Source organism: Microcoleus sp. MON2_D5, assembly GCF_036701905.1.
GTDB lineage: Bacteria > Cyanobacteriota > Cyanobacteriia > Cyanobacteriales > Microcoleaceae > Microcoleus.
In genome coordinates, this window is record NZ_JAUBRM010000036.1 from 49,506 (window position 1) to 68,475 (window position 18,970).

Sequence of the window (18,970 nt, forward strand, 5' to 3'; positions counted from 1 at the left end):
AATTTAACATCTCAAATTAGTTGAAGGGCTGGCGTAATTGCCAGCCCTTTTTTATGACAGGTTTGTAGTTGCGCTGTCTTGATAAATTTTGAATTTTTAACCGCTGATGAATGCTGATGAAGAGGATATTATACCAGTTGTCATTAGGATGAGGTACAGGCTCAGAATGCCCAAAAGAAGAAGTTCCTCGTTTGGGGTGTACTTCATCCAATTGCCAACCGCTATAAGTTGAGATGAGAACTCAACCAATGCGTATCAACCAGCAGCCCCTAGAAATCTCTAGAAGCACTTGTACTATGAGGGTTCAGCTTGGTTTTCACGTGACCGCATTTAGCCAATTCGATTATTTGCTTTGATAATGTAGAGGCAACTTATTTATATAGAGGTTCCTTACTACGAAGGTTTGTCACCGTTAATCGGCTCGGCTAAATTCATTCTACATGGCATAAAGACATCTTGTAAATGTAAGTGATTGTTAGCAAATGTCAGAAAAAGTCTTACAGTTAATCAACCCTTTCTTCCCTTCAAAATCTAGTTACTTCCTTGCTCAGTCGTCAAACTCAGAGCAGTAATATTTAGGAGCCAGAGCGTTAAGCGCATCAACTTCAGCATTGCCTTGAGGTTGCAGCAAGTCGATCGACATTCCCGCACTGAGCGCATTACATATCCCGCGCGCACGTTCGATAGCCGCTTGGGGATTTCGCTGAACGCGAGATACGGCATCGGATGAGGCTGAATTGAGCCGTTTGCTCAACGATCGTTGATAACTATTAAGAAACGCCTGGTCATTGGGATCTAAAGCGATCGGGCGGCCTCTGCCACTACTTCCACAAAGCTTACCTAAGTCGATCGTTCGACCCTCACTCGTCTGTATATAGCAAACATAATCAACGGGTATTTGAGCGACTGAATCCCTAGATTGAGATAAATCAACGCCAAAGGCGATCGACACCATTACCAGAGAATAAAACACTCGTTTCGACTGGCGGACGTATTGCACTACTCTTCAAACTCCCACAAACCGTTAAACTTTCATAGGCTTATAGAGAACCCACACCGGATGTTGCCACAATCCGGCGTGATTCACCATCTTCTGCATAGTGCGAACATAAGAGCGTTTTACAGGCAAATAAAATGCTCGCACTATAAGACAGTAATGTTATGCTCCTCGTTGAGACCTCCAAGGACCCCAAATGGCAAACGTGATGCCTGGGGTTTGGATATTAACGAACATAGTTCGACCATCCGGCGAGAAGCAGGCTCCGGCAAACTCCCGATCGTTGAGCGCATTTTTTGCGAAACGATACAGTTCCCCGTTGGGAGTTACGCCCACCACGAACTGCTCATCATTGCCATCTTCGCAAATAATCAGATCGCCATGAGGTGCCACAACAATGTTGTCAGGACCATCGAGTTCGTCAGCCGATTTAGCCTCAACAAAAAGTTCGATCATATCTTGATCGGGAAGATACCGCCAAACCTGACCAAATCCGTTCGGTCTGCCAGTGGCAGCATCAACAGAGCCACCATTCGAGCAACAGAAGTAAACTTCACGATTGCCGTACCAGATGCCTTCCCCACGAGTAAACTGGGCAGCACCTTTACCGAAACCTTCGACCCGTACTGTATCCGTAGCCGGGTCAGGATTGTCAATTGTCACCCATTCCACGGACATCGGTTGGCCCTTGGGAAAGCCTGCAAAAGTCTTTGCCTTAGGCATATTCTTAATCTTCAGCGCTTGCAGAGTACCCCCGGCGCTTAAATTGTTCCGTTGATTGGGGATAAAGCGATAGAAGAGGCTATCTCCTCGGTCTTCAGTCTCGTAGACAATTCCGGTTTTGGGGTCGATCGCCACCGCTTCATGGTTAAACCGTCCCATTGCAACTAAAGGTACGGGATTCACAGGAACCGTTGCGAGAGCCGGAACTTCAAAGTTGTAGCCGTGAGATTTGGAGACATTTCTCGCATCGCCCGGTGCTCTATTAGTCGCCACAGTCGAGACATCCTCCTCGCAAGTAATCCAAGAACCCCAAGGAGTCGGGCCGCCCGCACAATTTCGATAGGTGCCGGTAAGCGAAGCGTAGTGCTTGATGAGCTGACGATTGGGTCCAACCTGTAGTGTGGTTGTCCCTCCTTTGCAAAGAGGATCGTAAGGATTTGGACCCACAACTTGTGTTGAAGAATTCGGACTCAGTTCGTGATTGCGAACCAGAATCACCGTGTTTTGGGGACCTGGGAAAGCCGCCATGCCATCGTGACCACCGGGCACAGGGGAACCGTCGCTCATCATTTCGCCCGTTCGTGAAAAAGCCCGATACTGAAAGTCATCGGGTAAATCTAACAATCCATTCGGATCGGGTACGAGGGGTCCATACCCTCCTCCAAATACTGATTCACCATTGGCCTTTCTGGCATAAAGCGCTTCTAGAGGAGACATCATCAAAGTGCCAGCAGCGCTCGCTCCTGCCAATGTAAAAAACTTTCGTCGTGATAGTTGCATGAGCTTTTCCGGTGAATTAAACAAAGCATACTAAACTTGCATCAAGGCTAAGATAAGGTTGGTTTAACTTCTCATTAAGGTTGTTTCATAGTTGTTAAATGTCAATCCCAGTGGCTCGTAATTGCGCTGCTAACCGGGCTGTTCGCTGCTCTATTTTTTCAGCCTGTTGATGTTTTTATTCAGTAGGAATTTGCAGGATGGACATTACCTTAATCGGCTTTCTTCAAGAGATTCTTATAAAAAACTCTCTCTGTCTTAATATTTTAAAAATTAAAATAAGTCACTAAAAATTATGAATTTTGTGTTGATCTGGTTATTTTTGCGTTGACATTCTCTATCTTTTTTAACAGCTTCTATTTGTAAAAATTTACCCATAAAATCGGTTTAAACTTCTACACAACTGGACTGAGTTCAAGTAGTTATACGAAAATGGCCCATTGAAATAGCGGTTTGCAATTGGATAAAGTACACCCCAAACGAGGAGCTTATTATTTTCTGTTTTTTTTACCCAAGCAAACTGCACACAAGTAGTCGCAAAGAACCCTAAAGCCAAATCCCGATGCAACGGCTTGTCTAATTGCTCTTAAATTGGGTACGAGCAGTTTTGGATGAACGTCAATTATTCTGCGAAATACAACTCGCCAAAAGTGGTGGGGGACAGGTGGCGCGAGTGGAACATACTCTCAATCCTGCACAAATTGACCCCGCAGAACATGGCGCTATTTTCTACGCTGGGGGACACGGTACAATGTGGGATTTTGCTGATAACCAGGAACTTGCTGGGATTGGTGCTATTTATGAAGCAGATGGCATTGTTGGTGCTGTCTGTCACGGGCTGGCGGCGTTAGTTAATCTTAATTTTCAAGTTGGCGTTGTGGCGAGCGAGAGGCTCGTCACAGGCCAAAATCCCGCTTCGGCTGCAGGTGTCGGTCACAAAATGGTAGAATTGCTCAAAAATAAGTAGATCCAAAAAAAATATCACACCGAGAAACCCGGTTTCTTACACAACACCTTCGGGCCTCAGTCAAAATGCTCTAAGAAAGTAGGTTGGGTTGAGGCACTCGTACCCAACGTCATCAATTTTAGATTTTACATTTTTGCTGCCATCTAAAATAGCCAATCTAAAATCTTTTGTTGGTTTCGCTCCACTAGGGTTCAACCTACAAGGTTTTATTAAAAAAACCTGGTTTATGGATACCTGATTTCTACCTATTTTTTATTCGGTTAACCGTACTTCAATCCTCACTTTATTGGAGAACCTTACTGTCATTTTTTCGTCTGTACTGTCAATGAATTCGCGTTCGCTATACGAGGATACATTACTGATTTATGGGAGGTTTTAGTGGGTTTTATTTATTCCCAGTACCCCAAAAAAGTATAATTTTGGAGTGCTGAGTTAGGCAGGTATCAAGATATTGATTGCCCCGTAAAACAGCGAAATCAACTGAGAAGTTGTGCTGATTATTACCATAGCGAAACGAATAAGCTATTAGGGCATAATGTTGTGAAAGATGGAACAGGGTATGGAACTAAATTTACAGAAATTTTATAGCGCCTGCAATCCCAGCTACACCCTGGCAGTAGCAAATCAAAAAGACCGACAATACTATATCGATTTCTCTTCAGTGCGGGGCGGCACAATCGTCGAACAATTGGAGCGCACCATCAGCCGTCTGTCCCCCGATGCACCTACCTGTCAATTATTCACCGGTCACATCGGCTCTGGTAAATCAACTGAATTGCTGCGGCTGCAAGCTCAATTGCAGCAACAAGGATTTCATGTTGTTTACTTTGAGTCGAGTAAAGACTTAGACATGGCAGATGTAGATATCACTGACATTTTGTTGAGCGTTGCTCGTCAGGTGAGCGAAAGCATCGAGAAAATGAAAATCAAGCTGCAACCGAGGGGTTTTAAAGCTTTGCTCAAAGGGGTTGCTGATGTTTTTCAAACTCAAATAGACTTGAGCGCTGAAGCTAATGTCCCTGGTGTTGGGGAAATAAATGCCAGCACGGAGGGAGAATTTTCTCTGGCGCTGGGAATTGGCAAAATTACTGCTAAGGCGAAAGATGCTCCGAATCTGCGATCGGAGTTGAGGCAATATTTGGAGCCGCGAACTAACGTAATTTTAGATGCGCTTAATAAGGAGTTGCTGGAGCCGGCTAATCAAGAACTCAAACGCCAAGGGAAACAAGGACTTGTAGTAATTATCGACAATCTCGATCGCATACACCTGTGCGCGAAACCGACGGGGCGGCTTCAGCCGGAATACCTGTTTGTCGATCGCGGCGAACAGTTGGCAAGACTAAATTGCCACGTCGTGTATACAATTCCTTTGGTGCTGATTTTCTCTAACGATTTGGGCCAGTTGACCAATCGATTTGGGGTAGATCCGAAGGTTTTGCCCATGGTGCCGGTGCAGTTTAGCGACGGTTCTGAGTGCTCTGAGGGTCTGGAATTGCTGCGTCAGATGGTTCTGGCGCGGGCTTTTCCCACAGTGCAGCCTTCGCAGCGCTATGCTTTGGTTGGCAAAGTTTTCGACTCTGCGGAAACTCTCGATCGCCTGTGTCGAGTCAGCGGCGGTCATGTCCGCAATTTGCTGCAACTGCTGTATAGCTGTCTGCAGAAACAAGACCCTCCTCTGTCGCGGGAAACTTTGGAAAATGTGATCGTCCAGCGCCGCCACCAGCTTACTTTGGCGATCGAACCCGATGAGTGGCAATTGCTGCGCCAAGTATCCGCTACCAAAACTGTGAGTGGGGAAACTAAATACCAAATCTTGCTGCGTAGTCTCTGGGTGTTTGAATACCGTTACGGCGAGGATTACTGGTTTGATGTCAATCCGATTTTGGCTGACGCCAAAGAGTTTCGGGAAACAGTTGACGGTTGACAGTTGACAGTTGACGGTTTACAGTCACTCGGCGAGGAAAATCGCTTCTGAACCAATGAAGTTCACTCCTAGCCGACTAAAGAATAAGGGCCAAACTGTAGCAGGATGTGGTATGAAAACTAACAAAACTCAACAGTCAACCGTTAACAGTCAACAGTCAACTAACAAAAATGATTAAAGGCACTACTAAACTGTTGGGAGTAATTGGTCATCCCGTCGAACATTCTCTGTCGCCGGCGATGCACAATGCTGCTATTTCCCACTTGGGAGTCGATTTTGTTTACCTGCCGTTTCCGGTAAAACCAGGGGATTTAAAAGCTGCTCTTGCAGGATTTGCGGCGATCGGCGTTCGGGGATTTAGCATCACGATTCCGCACAAACAAGCAATCTTACCGCTGCTGTCGGAAGTTTCCCCGATCGCCCGAGCGATCGGCGCAGTCAATACCGTATACCTAACTGACAAAGGTTGGTGCGGCACAAATACTGACGTTGAAGGCTTTCTCGCGCCGCTGCCAACCCCCCCAACCCCCCCTTACCAAGGGGGGGCTAAAGACGCGATTTCTCCCTTAGAAAGGGGCAATACCGCTGTGGAATCCTGTCCCCCCCCTTACCAAGGGGGGGCTGTGGAATCCTGTCCCCCCCCTTACCAAGGGGGGGCTAGGGGGGGTTCCGATTGGAGTCAGAAAGTAGCGGTAATTTTGGGGAATGGCGGGGCGGCGAGAGCTGTTGTGGCTGGATGCGCTCAATTGGGATGTGCAGAGATTCACGTTGTCGGCCGCAACGAACAAAATTTAGCGGAATTTCAGCAGAGTTGGGTCAATTCTCCGATGCCCGTGCAGAATTTGCAGGTGGATACTTGGGAGAATGTGTCAATGTTAATCTCGCAGGCAGATTTGCTGGTGAACACGACGCCTGTGGGGATGTATCCGCATGGGGAAAAGTCGCCGGTTGCGGATGGTGCGCTCGATCGAATTTCAGCAGGTGCGATCGTCTATGATTTAATTTACACCCCTAATCCTACCCAGTTTCTCAAAGATGCACAGCTTCGGGGAGCGCGAGCTATTGACGGACTCGAAATGCTAGTTCAACAAGGAGCAGCCGCCTTAAAAATTTGGCTGGATAAAGAATCCGTCCCAGTTGATGTGATGCGCCAAGCCTTGCGACAGCATTTAGGTCTAGACTAATGCCATTTCTTCAAAAAGTAGCTGTAGTTTTCAGAATTCCTATAAGTAGGAATTAGAGGCTGAATTCGCGCTAAGCTGAGAATTAAAATATACTTGCCCCGCCATTTATGAAATTTCGAGCTATCAGCCTTTTTTTTGCTACTTGCCTAATCGGAATTTTTAGTTTGGTATTCACTCCACCTGCTTGGGCTCTGACGCAGATTAAACTTTCCGACCTTTCTTATCGCGAATGTCCTGCCGAAATGGGAGAAGGAACAGTCACCAGCGGCAGTTCTATGGAAGCTACCTGCTTTTTGATTACTGGGAAAGCTGAAAATAGCACCGGCAAACCAGTTGTCAATGCCGATATTTTCGGCCGCATTTATGATGCCGACGACAATCCGGTGATGCAAAATCGCACTCGCTTGGGTTCTATAGAAGAAGTTCCTCCCGGAGTTAGCGATTTTCAGCTCAGAATTTCCGTTGCCGCCAATCAACGAACACCTTTGAAGCTCAAGCAATTTAAAGCTACAGGTTTTACGGGCGTGGTTCGCCGCTAACAAAACTCTTTGAGATTTTAGATTGCTGAGAAAGAGATTTTGGGTTGGCTGCCCGTTAAACCGATCTGCAGTTTTAGATTTGAGATTTGTGATTTGAGATTGTTGAGTGGCTGGCAATTTCTCATTTCTAATGTACGATGAACTCCCCAGCTTTTCAACCAGGGAGTTCATCTAAAAATGTCAAATCTAAAATTTAGTTGCAGGCAGCTAGGTCTGCCAAACAATTTACGCTCGATGCTTAAAAACTTAAGCTTTTCAAACTACAAGGATGTTTGCAAGCTGGTCAAAAGACCGATCAAGAATTCCGAGCCGAACTGAAGTACAAAAAACGCAATCAGTGCCGAAAAGTCAATCCCTCCCAAGGGGGGGATAATCGATCGGAATAGATTTAGGTAAGGATCTGTTAACTGACTCAAAATCGAAAACGGGGGGTCGTACCAATTGATATTGGGGAACCAGCTTAACAGCACCCGAAAAATCATCAGGACTAGATAGATTTGCAGAAATGTCGCTAGCGTGGTTGCCAAAAGGCCTATTGAAGAACTCATAAATTTTGCTTGTAGTTTGAGTAAAGTTTACAGACACTTTAACTGTGAGTTTAGCATAGCTGGGGGAGTGACAGAGGAGGGAGAGGGGGGAGAGGGGGAGCATCAAGCTTTTTACGGGCGGGCAGGATATGATAGCCACCCCACAATAAAATTCACTCTTTGTGGAACAGGCCCAAAAGCCAGTTCTTGAGAATGGCGCAAGATGTTAGTAGCCCCCATGGAGCTGCCAGACTAATCTAAAATTTTAAATGGATTCAGGAGTCTGGGGCGATCGAGCCCTCGTTGCCCGGCGCCGGCGCGTTGCCGTTTACGTCGCCGAGTTGCAGCCGCACGTCATCTATTGCCTGATTTAGCTGGGCAATTTTATCTTCTAAACTCAGCCTTGCTACTTCCATCCCGTCGGCTTCGAGTTGGCTGGCTTTCCTCTGGCGGATTTTTCTGGTTTTTGCGTCTGAAGGTTCACTCAGCAAAGCTTCAGCAGCGCGCCGCGACAGCACTGTGCCCAAAACTGCACCCACCAAGCCGCCAAGGGCAGCTCCGGCAATAAATCCCCCTGTAAAACCCTCTCGATTACTCATAGCTCAACTCAACTGCGCGATATTTCCTTAATTTGTTTATTTTGACACTCTCCCGGTGAGAAACCGGGAGATTGTTAGTTGTCAGGTAGGCGTTGCACAATTTGAAAAGGATGCTTGTGGGGTGTCCCGCCTGCTGTGAAAATACACACCTTCGGGTTCATGGGCCCATCCCACAAAACAATCAAAATCATCCCGCAATTATGCAACACCGTCAGGTAAGGCGAGAATTCCGACTTCAGAGTTAAAGCGGATCATTTCCAAAGATCGATCGCCATAAAGATCTTCAATGTGTTCTAAGCAGCACTCGATCGCGAAATCGTTTAATTGGGCCGGTTCAACGCCGTACATCTCCTGAAACACCTCTGAGTCTACCCGACAAAAGCGCGGTCGATCGCCATAAATTCCGCATTCTCGGGTCGCTTTGTCAAAATTGATACACCAGCCGTCATCTCCGACTAAGCTCAAATAGAGCGATAATTCGTCTTCAGATAAATACTCGTCTAAGTCTGGGCGCTCTGTTGGGTCGAGGTAACAACAAGCACCGCACTGCTTTACGCAACGCCAAGTAGCCATAGTTTGATTTTAGATTTTAGATTTTAGATTTTAGATTTTAGATTCGGAGCATAATCGGGAAAATGCCAAACTTTAGGAGATTGGGGCTCTTCAAGTATATCAATTGCCAGCGCCCGAGGCGGAGCTCCTCCAGGGGCTTTCGATTTTAGATTTGAGGTTTTAGATTCCGTTCACTTTCGGGGAAGGGGCATCAAGTCCTTGGTTTGGTGTCACTGAGAGGTCGATCGTAGTTTACATTTTGTTGAATTTTGTAAAGTTCCTTAAAAAATAGGGACGATCGCCCGGTAAAATCAGAAGCGGATTTTCTAATTCAACAATCTAGACTTAATCACTACAGTCAGGAGGACACATGGACTTTATAACCAATCTTTTCAGTGGTATGGCAGGTGTAGACTACCAACTCATTGTTCAGGTAGCTTTACTTGCAGCCGTCGTGCTTTCGGGCCCGATCGTGATTTTTCTGTTGGCAGCTAAAGGCGGCGACCTGTAATTATAGCACGCTCCGGGGCGATCGAGAGTTGGGAGTTTTGAGTTTTAAATTATTCAAAATTCACAACGCTCGATCGCCAATTTTCCATGATGCACGAAATTTTTTATCAAATACCGAGTTATCAAATACCCAGGGCGTGTTTAGCAGTTTGAATCAAATTCTCAAAAAAAGGTAGAGATACATCGACTTCTCTAGCATCTTTGCGGGAGTTACCTAACAAACCGATGTTTTGTCCGGGTGAAACAGCCAAAACTTGTCCTTGAGAGTTGCGAATTCTCAATTCCTCGATCGAGCCGGCGGGAGACAGACTGCAAGAATAAGTGCGATCGCAGTAATCAAACTCAACTTTTCCCAACCTCGGTGGCCTGGAAGTAGCAGCATTTGCCGGTAGCCGAACACCCAACAATTCTAACTCCACCGATGTCTTGCCATTAAAACTATTTTCCCGCAATCGGTAAGCAATATCAACCCGCCGAGGCAAAGGAAAATATTCCCCCCAACGCCAAGCAATCGCCTTCACACTAGCCGCTACTTTTCCATCTTGAGTTGCAGTTAGTTTAACGTGACCTCCTTTACCCACAATTTTCTGTTCAGTTATGCAAACATTAGGCGTCCAAAATACAGGAGCCTTATTTTCAATCCCGCAAGGTTCCAGAGCATCAATTTGTCGGTAAAGGTCGAGATTAATCTCAGCCAAATCTGCTCGCACGTCAACTGAAACCAGCGGTTTTAGGTGTTCCGGCTGCAAACATTGATTGGCAAAAATTGACAGTTGATTGCGGAATTGTTCGAGATTCTGGGCCGGCATCGAAAAACCGCCAGCCGCTTTGTGTCCGCCAAATTTTGTTAATAAATCCGCGCAAAAATTCAGCCCGTCAAATACATTAAACTCAGGAATTCCCCTCGCCGATCCCCGGACAATTTTATGGGCGACCGTCCCTACAGCCTCGTTTTCGCCAGCCTCATCCTCAAAAGTACCGATAAACACAGGTACGCCGTAGCGTTCCACCAACCGAGAAGCTACAATCCCGATCACCCCGTGGTGCCAACCCGGCTGCACGACAACTAAAACTCGTTCTTGCTGCAAGTCTATAGCGCTTTCCTCGCACCAAGCAATTGCTTCCTGCTCAATTTCCTGGCACAACTCCTGCCTGCGCTGATTGATTTGTTCGCACTGCATCGCGTTTTTCAGAGCCAATTCGCGATCGTCCGTGGTCAGCAACTCTATCACAATTTGAGGGTCAGCCAGCCGCCCCACAGCATTAATCCGGGGGCCAAGCCTAAAACCAATATCTTCAGGCTTTAAGGAATTATTAGTTTTATTTTGCGAGTTGAGAAGTGAGGGACTTTCCGTACTTCCCGGCTGCACTCCCGCCACCTGAATCAAAGCCTGAATCCCCGCCAATTGCGAGTGAGGCAACAGCCGTAAACCACGCTTTACCCAGCGCCGATTAACTCCTGTCAAAGGTGCTAAATCGGCAATAGTTCCCAACGTAAATAACTCTAGCAGGGGATTCACCAACCCGCCAACTTTTTGCATATCCTGAGCCAAAGTAATCGCCAAGACATAAGCAACGCCTACGCCAGCCAAACCGCGATAAGGTGAAGATTCCGCGATTAATTTCGGGTTGAGAATAGCATCAGCCGGGGGGAGTTTTGGTGGCAAATCGTGGTGGTCTGTAATAATAACTTTGACACCGAGTTCTCGCGCTCTGGCAACCGGGCCGTAGGCTGCAATTCCGTTGTCAACCGTGAGAATGAGAGCGACACCTTCGGAGTGAAATTCTTCTACAATGCGATCGTTAATCCCATAACCTTCTCGCATCCGGCTGGGAATAGCATAATCCACATTCGCCCCCAGAGCCCTGAGAGCTCGCAGCAACAAAGCGGTGCTTGTCATCCCGTCAGCATCGTAGTCGCCGCAAATCGCAATTTTTTTTCCTCCCGAAATCGCTTCCCGCAACAATTTGACACTCGCAGCCAAATCGGGAAACTCATCGGTTGGCGCGGGCAAAACCAGAGATTCCGGTTCGATAAACCCTTGCACTTCTTTCAGAGAATCGATGCCCCGGTTAATCAGTACCTGTGCCAGCAAGGGCGACAAACCGATTTCGGCGGCAAACTGTTCGGCTTGCTGTGTTTGAGGCGAATAAATTTGCCACCGTTGGTTTGGCAATCGGTGAAAATGCGGGGGCACAGATGTCGGTAGCTCTTGCACGGAAGCTGAGGTTTAAAGATACATAGTTAATCTTACCGAATTAAGTCACTGCGTCAATCAATTCTAGATTGTAGATTTTAAATTGAGCCTAAAGATGAGTTTTTTGGGTAAAATTCAAATGTTGTTTGTAGGAAAGCTTTTTTTGGAAGCTCTCACCGCACCCAAATAGGGATACAAGTCCTGACAGCAGTTGTGGAGACCAAAAAATTTTAGACCAAAGTTCAAATCCCCCAGATTTATCTGTGGAGTCAATCTAAAATCTCGAATCTCAAATCGACTGGCGGGAGCCGAAGAACTAAGTGTAGCAGGCATTTGCGCTGCCCGCCCTAGGCCGCAGACTACTAATTTAATGAGGAGACTTGCATGAGTGGCGATCGACCGTCGTGGTTTAAAATTGCATTACAGGTTCGGGGGTCTGTCATTCCCTCAATTTTGCCCCGCGTTTTGCTGTGCGGCGGCTTTGGAGTTTTTATTTCCCTGCTGCACTTTTTTAATTGGCCAGTGTCCATGCCGATTTTGTCGAGTATTGTACCGAGTATTGTCCTGGGTTTACTGTTAGTTTTTCGGACAAATACAGCCTACGAACGATTTTGGGAAGGTAGAAAGTTTTGGGGTAATTTAATCAACAACGTCCGCAATTTGGCGCGCCAAATATGGGTAGCAATTGAGGAAAAAGACCCGCAGGATATCGTACTCAAAAAGTCAGCCCTGCGCCTGTTAGTTGCTTTTGCAGTGGCGCTAAAATTGCACTTGCGGCAAGAATCAGTAAATCCCGAGTTGGAGCCGTTAATGTCTCCTGTGCAGTACCAAAAGCTCAAATCAATGAACAATCCGCCCCTAGAAATTGCCTTTTGGATTGAGGATTATATGCACGAGCAGTACGAGCGCAATTGCCTGGATGTCTATCAGTTAACAGGTATGAATGAGTTGCTCAACTCTATGATTGATGTATTAGGCGCCTGCGAGCGGATTTTGAAGACGCCTATCCCTCTGGCTTACGCGATTCACCTGAAACAACTCTTGTTGCTTTACTGTTTGGCACTGCCCTTTCAAATGGTGAAAGATTTGGGTTGGGGAACAGGCGCAATTGTGGCTTTAATTAGTTTTACTTTGTTCGGTATCGAAGAAATTGGCATTGAAATAGAAAATCCCTTCGGACACGATGCCAATGATTTGCCTTTGGACAATATTTGTGCTACCATGCAGCGCAATATGGACGATTTAATTTCTTTATCCCCTAGCGTTCACGAACAAGTGAAAGATAAGTAGAGTCATTCGATTTTCGATTTTCGATTTTCGATTTTCGATTGGTATCGAAAATCGAAAATGGTATAACCTACTGGTTAATTTTTAACAATAAACCGCATAAACCCGGCCAATACTAACAATAAAGGCGTCAGCCAATCTCCCCAGCGCACGTACAAAGTCCGAGTTTTGCGCCGATAAATAGTAGCATCTCGGACTTCATAGGTATTAATTTCCGACTTCCAAACCGTCTCGCCGCGAGGATTTACAAAAGCAGAGTAACCCGTATTAGTTGCGATAGCTGCCCATCTATCCGTCTCAATTGCCCGCATCACATCGAGAGCGTGATGTTGAGCCAACATGGGCGGTTTGTAATGGGCATTGTTGGAAGCTGTGAGCATAAATTCGCCTCCATTCGCGGCCTGATATCGGAAAATTTCCGCAAACGCCGAATCGTAACAAATTCCGACAATGGCGCGGCCAAACGGCGTATCAAACAATTGTTGAGAATTGCCGGGTACTAAATGAGCATCTAAGGGAGAAAGCCGATTAATAATCCCGCCTAAGATTTCGTAAAAAGGGATATATTCGCCTAAAGGCACTAGCTTTAGTTTATCGTAGCGGCCGAGAATTTCTCCAGTGCGATCGATCGCCAATAAGCTGTTAGTGATACTATTCTCTTGCTGTCCAAATCCTCCAACCCAAGCCACAACGCCGCGTTCGATAAGAGCTTGGTAAAAAGAAAGAGTAGAACGCTGATACTCATTTGTCCAGATAAAAGGCAAAGCCGTCTCTGGAATTAACACAGCATCGACTTTCCTATCTGCTAACTGTTTGTATCCAGTGGTGTAACCTTCCAAAGCCCGCCCCCAACCCCCTGAATCAAACTTAATCTCGTTAGGAATGTTGCCTTGAATAATGCCAATTTTTAAAGCAGTTGCAGCTTCTTGATTCAAAGGGCGGTTGTATAAGCTCCATCCTACAATATGCAAAACTAAACACAAACTCGCAGGCAAAATATAAGCAACCCAATTCTTCCTTCTTCCTTCTTCCTTCTTCCTTCCTCCTTCAATAAAAGCTTCGGCGATTAAGCCATTTACTGCTACAATAGCGGCTGTTACTGCGCTGGGCCCGGAGAGTTGACCGAGGTGCAATATTGCTAAATTGTGGGGGCTTTGCGTATATGATAGGGATGTCCACCACAGCGAACCTGTACTCCAAATACTTTCTAAGGCACACCACAAAGCTGTGCCAATTAAAACGCGAGTTAATGCTGAAACTTTAGATCTACTCCCGCCAGCCCCCCCTTGTAAAGGGGGGGAGTAAAGAATAAGAATAGGATTTTTGCCGGGTAAAGTTAGGGAGTTGAGAATTACAAATAACCACGCCCAAACGGCAACTAAGGCGGCTCCCCACAGGGTGATGAATGCCCAGCAAAAAAGTGCGATCGCCAAACTCGGCCACCAAGGAACTCCCAACCAAGTCATCGGATGAATTCCCATAATCCAAGATAAAGCTAATCCGTGATAGCCAATTCCCCAGAGTGAAGGAAGAAGGAAGAATGAAGCAGGAAGAAGGAAAAATTTTGGTTGTTTTACTTCTTGAAGAGGCCTTTCATAACTAACAACCAAAATCCACAGGGGAGCTAATGCTACCCAAGCCAATAGCCAAGCATTTACTGGTGCGGTTGTCAATGCCATCAAAATGCCGCTCAAAAATGCGATCGCCCAGGCTAATGTTTTGGATTTATGAACCACGAGTTTTTCAAATTTGTGCCTGTTAAATATCGCCACTTTGATGATTGCCAAAAATAATAATTCCTAATTAATATATCAGATCGATCGGGAAGAAGGAAGCTCGGCAACGCGCCGTGTATGGGATTTAAAGGATTTAACGAATTTAACAGAAGGAAATCTATCAAATTCTACTTGCCAAAACAAAAAGCGCCCCTATTTCTAGGAGCGCTTTTTGTTAAATCAAAAGCTAAATTTAGCCGTTGATGGAAGGAGCAACCATTGCTACTGGGGTGACTTCACCGGCGGCCAAGTCAAGGGGGAAGTTGTGAGCGTTGCGCTCGTGCATTACTTCCATACCCAAGTTAGCGCGGTTGATGACATCAGCCCAAGTGTTGATCACGCGACCTTGCGAGTCGATAATCGATTGGTTGAAGTTGAAACCGTTCAAGTTAAACGCCATCGTGGAAATACCCAAAGCGGTAAACCAGATACCGACAACTGGCCATGCACCTAACAAGAAGTGCAAAGAACGGCTGTTGTTAAAGCTCGCGTATTGGAAGATTAACCGACCGAAGTAGCCGTGGGCTGCAACGATGTTGTAGGTTTCTTCTTCTTGACCGAATTTGTAACCGTAGTTCAAAGATTCAGTTTCGGTTGTTTCGCGAACCAAGCTAGAGGTAACGAGAGAACCGTGCATGGCGGAGAACAGAGCACCGCCGAAGACACCAGCAACTCCCAACATATGGAAGGGGTGCATCAGGATGTTGTGTTCTGCTTGGAACACGATCATGAAGTTGAATGTGCCGGAGATACCCAAGGGCATACCGTCAGAAAAGCTGCCTTGTCCGATCGGGTAAATCAAGAATACTGCGGTGGCTGCTGCAACTGGTGCAGAGTAAGCGACGCAGATCCAAGGACGCATACCTAAACGGTAGGACAATTCCCATTCACGACCCATGTAGCAGAAAACGCCAATGAGGAAGTGAAAAACTACCAATTGGTAGGGGCCGCCGTTGTACAACCATTCATCGAGGGAAGCTGCTTCCCAGATGGGATAGAAGTGAAGCCCGATCGCATTCGATGAAGGAACAACAGCACCAGTAATGATGTTGTTGCCGTACATCAAGGAACCAGCAACTGGTTCGCGGATGCCGTCGATATCCACAGGAGGAGCAGCGATGAAGGCGATGATGTAGCAGATGGTGGCGCTGAGCAAGGTGGGAATCATCAAGACGCCGAACCAACCGATATAAATCCGGTTATCGGTGCTAGTTACCCACTCGCAGAACCGTTCCCAAACGTTGCCGCTTTCGCGACGCTGTACGGTTGTTGTCATTTGGTTTATGATGGCTTAATTGAATTTTCAAGGTTCGTTGTGGGGATGCCCCACGCTTATATTAGTAACACCATTCACTAAAGTTTGCCAAGGGATTACTGCGGACAATTTAAAGATTTTACAAACATTTACAAAAATTGGATTCTTGATAAATATTTATTGTTTTTTTCAAAGGAATATTACCCACCTAACACGTTAAATATAGCGACCTGAAGAACTGAATTTATTATCTGTAGCTTAATCCAGCACTTCGAGCTAATTATTTTTGTTCAGGTCGATTGTCTCTCTATCTAAATATCTGTTAATTAAGTCTTGAAGATATAATTTTTAATATTTATTAACCTATAACTGGTGGCTTCTGCGAGGGGAATTTTTTAGCGGGAGAATACTGAAAAGTTGGTTTTTAGTGCGATCGCGCTACATTCTCAATAATCTCCAATCCACCGGTTTATTGACGAAAAAAGAAACCCGGTTTCTGAGGCGCTTGGCAATAGAAATCAACCGGGTTTCTGAGGATGAGTCCGCAAGTTCTGCGTAAAAATTAGGCTTTAGCCTGGGGGCCACTTCATCTGCCGTCCGCCGAGAATGTGAAGGTGCAGGTGGTCTACAGTTTGGCCGCCGTCGCTGCCGCTATTAATGACGACGCGATAGCCGTTACTAAGTCCGAGTTGTTCTGCTACCCGTTTGACAGTCAGCAGCAAGTGTCCCATCAGAGCATGATCTTCCGACTCGGCATCGGCTAATTTGGCAATAGGCTGTTTGGGAATGACGAGGATGTGGACGGGCGCTTGCGGATTGATATCTCGGAACGCGAGGGCCAAGTCGTCTTCATAAACGATGTCTGCGGGAATCTCTTTGCGGATGATTTTGCTGAAAAGCGTTTCTTGAGTTGTCATGGGTTGTTAACGAAGTTCGGCAACGAAGCAGTGTACAAGATGTAACGGATTTAACGGATGGATTTTGACGGAAGAGGGAAGAAGGCGGAAGTGGGAAGAGGGAAGACCCAACAGGTGAGAGGGAAGAGCAGAAAAAGAAGAGGCAAGGAAAAGTTTTTCTTGCCTCTCCCGATATTCATTAGTCATTGTTAATCATAATAGATGATGAATCAGGGACAGGCAAATTAAGGATTAAGAAAAATGCTTGCTAGGGTGTGGAGTGCATCGATCGTTGGAATTGACGCGGTAAAGGTTGGTGTTGAGGCTGATGTGTCAGGGGGGCTACCAAAAATCGTCGTTGTGGGATTGCCCGATTCTGCGGTGCAAGAAGCTAAAGAAAGGGTTAGGGCTACGCTAAAAAATTCGGGATATGCTTTTCCCATGCGGAGTATTGTGATTAATTTGACTCCGGCGGATTTGCGGAAGGAAGGGCCGAGTTTTGATTTGCCGATCGCCATTGGCATTTTAGCAGCATCGGAACAAGTCAGCGGTCAACTTTTGGGAGATTATTTGTTTTTAGGGGAACTTTCTTTAGATGGGAGTTTGCGGCCTGTGGCTGGGGTTTTGCCGATCGCCGCTGCTGCTCAAAAAATGGGTATTTCAGGGTTGGTTGTACCGGCTGGTAACGCGCAGGAAGCGGCTTTGGTGCACGGAATATCTGTTTATGGTTTTGATAATATTTTTGCTGTTACTGATTTTTTAAACAATCCTGAAGTTTATTCGCCTGTAGAAGTAAACGGTCGAGAAGAGTTAGCAAAAACGCGGTTTCCGGGTTTAGATTTAAAGGATGTAAAGGGGCAAATTCACGCGCGGCGGGCTTTGGAAATTGCGGCGGCGGGGGGACACAATTTAATTTTTGTGGGGCCGCCAGGGAGCGGTAAGACGATGTTGGCGAGGCGTTTGCCGGGTATTTTGCCGCCGCTAACTTTTGAGGAAGCTTTGGATGTGACTCAAATTCATTCGGTGGCCGGGTTATTGAAGGATAAGGGAAGCTTGGTGGGCGATCGACCTTTTCGCAGTCCTCACCATTCGGCATCAGGCCCTTCTTTGGTAGGTGGCGGCAGTTTTCCGCGTCCGGGTGAAATTTCTTTAGCACATCGCGGCATCCTTTTTCTGGATGAATTAACTGAGTTTAAAAGAGATGTTTTGGAGTTTTTGCGACAACCGCTGGAAGATGGTTATGTGACGATTTCTCGCACTAGACAATCGGTGATGTTTCCGGCTCAATTCACTTTAGTTGCAAGTACGAATCCTTGTGCTTGCGGTTATTACGGCGATTCGATTCAACAGTGTACTTGTTCGCCGCAAAAGAGGGAGCAATATTGGGCCAAACTTTCAGGGCCTTTGATGGATCGGATTGATTTGCAAGTGGCGGTTAATCGTTTGAAACCCGAGGAAATTACGCGACAGCCGACGGGGGAAGAGTCGGAACCGGTGCGGGTGAGGGTGCAGCGGGCGCGAGAGCTCGCAACTCGCCGTTTTCAGTCGGAATCTAGTTTGCGCTGTAATGCGGAAATGCAAAGCAGTCACATTAACAAATGGTGTCAGTTGGATGATGCTTCTCGGAATTTATTGGAGATGGCGATTCGGAAGTTGGGGCTTTCGGCGAGGGCGAGCGATCGCATTTTGAAGGTTGCTAGGACTATTGCTGATTTGTCGGGGGATGAAAGCTTGAAAACGAATCATGTGGGGGAGGCGGTGCAGTATCGGACGATCGATCGGATGCAGTAAACAGCGGCTCAAAAGACACAATCCCCCGATCCCCGACTTCTTAAAGAAGTTGGGGATCTAACAGTTGATTCGGCTATTTAAATCACTTCTAAACATACAAAGCCCCAGCCGAGGGGGACTAAGGGATTAAGGGGGTATTTAAGCTCGATTGATGTTGTCCAATTATTTGATTGAGCCAGTGAAACGCCCCCATATTCCCATGTTTATTGTCTGATTTTGTGCTGCATGGTGCCAGGAGCAGTTGTGGCAGTTGCGTAAGTTCTGTTAGTGTTAGATTGGGGGAGGCGACAGCAAACCAAGGCAGCAGTTAAAGTGGCGATCGAGGAAGCTTTAGATCGATTTCCCGAAAGCTACTCAACTGAAGTGTATCAGCCCAAATGTTAAGAGGTTTATCGGGTGCATCTCAGTTTTGCACATATATCAAGTGGAAAGTTGACCATTGAGATAAGCACAGCGCAGAGAAAGGATA

Annotated in this window: 16 protein-coding genes; 7 read left to right on the plus strand and 9 right to left on the minus strand. The window is 46.4% G+C overall.

The genetic code is table 11. The annotated features are described in order from the left end of the window. Nucleotides 1-547: 547 nt before the first annotated feature. The gene (locus QUA47_RS15130; protein ID WP_333431328.1) at nt 548-1,000 is read right to left on the minus strand and encodes a hypothetical protein; all 453 of its coding nucleotides are present in this window, start codon (nt 998-1,000) and stop codon (nt 548-550) included. Between the two features lie 159 nt (nt 1,001-1,159). Beyond that, nucleotides 1,160-2,500: an alkaline phosphatase PhoX gene (locus QUA47_RS15135; protein WP_333431329.1), complete on the minus strand. Its 1,341-nt coding sequence runs from the start codon at nt 2,498-2,500 to the stop codon at nt 1,160-1,162. Nucleotides 2,501-3,104: 604 nt separating this feature from the next. Between QUA47_RS15135 and QUA47_RS15140 the strand changes: the two genes are divergently transcribed. The 4 genes from QUA47_RS15140 to QUA47_RS15155 all read left to right on the plus strand — a co-directional run bounded on the left by QUA47_RS15140 (nt 3,105) and on the right by QUA47_RS15155 (nt 7,111). Beyond that, nucleotides 3,105-3,464: a hypothetical protein gene (locus QUA47_RS15140; protein ID WP_333431330.1), complete on the plus strand. Its 360-nt coding sequence runs from the start codon at nt 3,105-3,107 to the stop codon at nt 3,462-3,464. Nucleotides 3,465-4,023: 559 nt separating this feature from the next. Next, a complete protein-coding gene (locus QUA47_RS15145) occupies nt 4,024-5,388 on the plus strand; it encodes a P-loop NTPase fold protein (RefSeq protein WP_333431331.1) in 1,365 nt (454 codons plus the stop codon). Nucleotides 5,389-5,558: 170 nt separating this feature from the next. After that, nucleotides 5,559-6,572 (plus strand): shikimate dehydrogenase, encoded by a 1,014-nt coding sequence (locus QUA47_RS15150; protein ID WP_333431332.1) that lies wholly within the window; start codon nt 5,559-5,561, stop codon nt 6,570-6,572. Nucleotides 6,573-6,679: 107 nt separating this feature from the next. Next, the gene (locus QUA47_RS15155) at nt 6,680-7,111 is read left to right on the plus strand and encodes a hypothetical protein (RefSeq protein WP_190657424.1); all 432 of its coding nucleotides are present in this window, start codon (nt 6,680-6,682) and stop codon (nt 7,109-7,111) included. 260 nt (nt 7,112-7,371) lie between these two features. On the opposite strand, the gene QUA47_RS15160 is transcribed toward QUA47_RS15155, so the two are convergent. From QUA47_RS15160 to QUA47_RS15170, 3 genes are all read right to left on the minus strand, one after another. After that, nucleotides 7,372-7,659 (minus strand): YggT family protein, encoded by a 288-nt coding sequence (locus tag QUA47_RS15160; protein WP_190657426.1) that lies wholly within the window; start codon nt 7,657-7,659, stop codon nt 7,372-7,374. Between the two features lie 254 nt (nt 7,660-7,913). Next, nucleotides 7,914-8,237 (minus strand): hypothetical protein, encoded by a 324-nt coding sequence (locus tag QUA47_RS15165; RefSeq protein WP_190657428.1) that lies wholly within the window; start codon nt 8,235-8,237, stop codon nt 7,914-7,916. Nucleotides 8,238-8,435: 198 nt separating this feature from the next. Beyond that, nucleotides 8,436-8,810, minus strand: coding sequence for a YkgJ family cysteine cluster protein (locus QUA47_RS15170; protein WP_333286655.1), 375 nt, complete (start codon nt 8,808-8,810; stop codon nt 8,436-8,438). 349 nt (nt 8,811-9,159) lie between these two features. Here QUA47_RS15170 and psb30 point away from each other — a divergent pair, with 349 nt between their 5' ends. Then, nucleotides 9,160-9,300, plus strand: a complete 141-nt coding sequence (psb30, locus tag QUA47_RS15175) for a photosystem II reaction center protein Ycf12/Psb30 (RefSeq protein ID WP_190657431.1) — start codon at nt 9,160-9,162, stop codon at nt 9,298-9,300. 121 nt (nt 9,301-9,421) lie between these two features. On the opposite strand, the gene recJ is transcribed toward psb30, so the two are convergent. Then, nucleotides 9,422-11,518 carry a single-stranded-DNA-specific exonuclease RecJ gene (gene recJ, locus QUA47_RS15180; protein WP_333431333.1) on the minus strand — a complete coding sequence of 699 codons (2,097 nt, stop codon included), beginning with the start codon at nt 11,516-11,518 and terminating at the stop codon, nt 9,422-9,424. A gap of 363 nt (nt 11,519-11,881) precedes the next feature. On the opposite strand from recJ, the gene QUA47_RS15185 reads away from it, so the two are divergent. Continuing rightward, nucleotides 11,882-12,787: a bestrophin family ion channel gene (locus QUA47_RS15185; protein WP_333431334.1), complete on the plus strand. Its 906-nt coding sequence runs from the start codon at nt 11,882-11,884 to the stop codon at nt 12,785-12,787. Nucleotides 12,788-12,861: 74 nt separating this feature from the next. Here QUA47_RS15185 and lnt read toward each other — a convergent pair whose 3' ends face one another. The 3 genes from lnt to QUA47_RS15200 all read right to left on the minus strand — a co-directional run bounded on the left by lnt (nt 12,862) and on the right by QUA47_RS15200 (nt 16,731). Beyond that, nucleotides 12,862-14,556, minus strand: coding sequence for an apolipoprotein N-acyltransferase (gene lnt / locus QUA47_RS15190; protein WP_445302515.1), 1,695 nt, complete (start codon nt 14,554-14,556; stop codon nt 12,862-12,864). Nucleotides 14,557-14,752: 196 nt separating this feature from the next. Beyond that, nucleotides 14,753-15,835, minus strand: coding sequence for a photosystem II q(b) protein (gene psbA / locus QUA47_RS15195; protein WP_190693434.1), 1,083 nt, complete (start codon nt 15,833-15,835; stop codon nt 14,753-14,755). Nucleotides 15,836-16,383: 548 nt separating this feature from the next. Continuing rightward, nucleotides 16,384-16,731 (minus strand): histidine triad nucleotide-binding protein, encoded by a 348-nt coding sequence (locus QUA47_RS15200; RefSeq protein WP_190657440.1) that lies wholly within the window; start codon nt 16,729-16,731, stop codon nt 16,384-16,386. A 240-nt stretch (nt 16,732-16,971) separates the two neighbouring features. Here QUA47_RS15200 and QUA47_RS15205 point away from each other — a divergent pair, with 240 nt between their 5' ends. Then, complete coding sequence (locus QUA47_RS15205; RefSeq protein ID WP_333431335.1) at nt 16,972-18,501, plus strand: YifB family Mg chelatase-like AAA ATPase; 1,530 nt, start codon at nt 16,972-16,974, stop codon at nt 18,499-18,501. Nucleotides 18,502-18,970 lie beyond the last annotated feature (469 nt).

Bases quoted from the DNA above. Each gene is read 5' to 3' on its own strand.
- QUA47_RS15135 (WP_333431329.1), bottom strand. From the start codon at position 2,500: ATGCAACTATCACGACGAAAGTTTTTTACATTGGCAGGAGCGAGCGCT.
- QUA47_RS15145 (WP_333431331.1), top strand. From the start codon at position 4,024: ATGGAACTAAATTTACAGAAATTTTATAGCGCCTGCAATCCCAGCTAC.
- QUA47_RS15150 (WP_333431332.1), top strand. From the start codon at position 5,559: ATGATTAAAGGCACTACTAAACTGTTGGGAGTAATTGGTCATCCCGTC.
- QUA47_RS15155 (WP_190657424.1), top strand. From the start codon at position 6,680: ATGAAATTTCGAGCTATCAGCCTTTTTTTTGCTACTTGCCTAATCGGA.
- QUA47_RS15160 (WP_190657426.1), bottom strand. From the start codon at position 7,659: ATGAGTTCTTCAATAGGCCTTTTGGCAACCACGCTAGCGACATTTCTG.
- QUA47_RS15165 (WP_190657428.1), bottom strand. From the start codon at position 8,237: ATGAGTAATCGAGAGGGTTTTACAGGGGGATTTATTGCCGGAGCTGCC.
- QUA47_RS15170 (WP_333286655.1), bottom strand. From the start codon at position 8,810: ATGGCTACTTGGCGTTGCGTAAAGCAGTGCGGTGCTTGTTGTTACCTC.
- psb30 (WP_190657431.1), top strand. From the start codon at position 9,160: ATGGACTTTATAACCAATCTTTTCAGTGGTATGGCAGGTGTAGACTAC.
- QUA47_RS15185 (WP_333431334.1), top strand. From the start codon at position 11,882: ATGAGTGGCGATCGACCGTCGTGGTTTAAAATTGCATTACAGGTTCGG.
- psbA (WP_190693434.1), bottom strand. From the start codon at position 15,835: ATGACAACAACCGTACAGCGTCGCGAAAGCGGCAACGTTTGGGAACGG.
- QUA47_RS15200 (WP_190657440.1), bottom strand. From the start codon at position 16,731: ATGACAACTCAAGAAACGCTTTTCAGCAAAATCATCCGCAAAGAGATT.
- QUA47_RS15205 (WP_333431335.1), top strand. From the start codon at position 16,972: ATGCTTGCTAGGGTGTGGAGTGCATCGATCGTTGGAATTGACGCGGTA.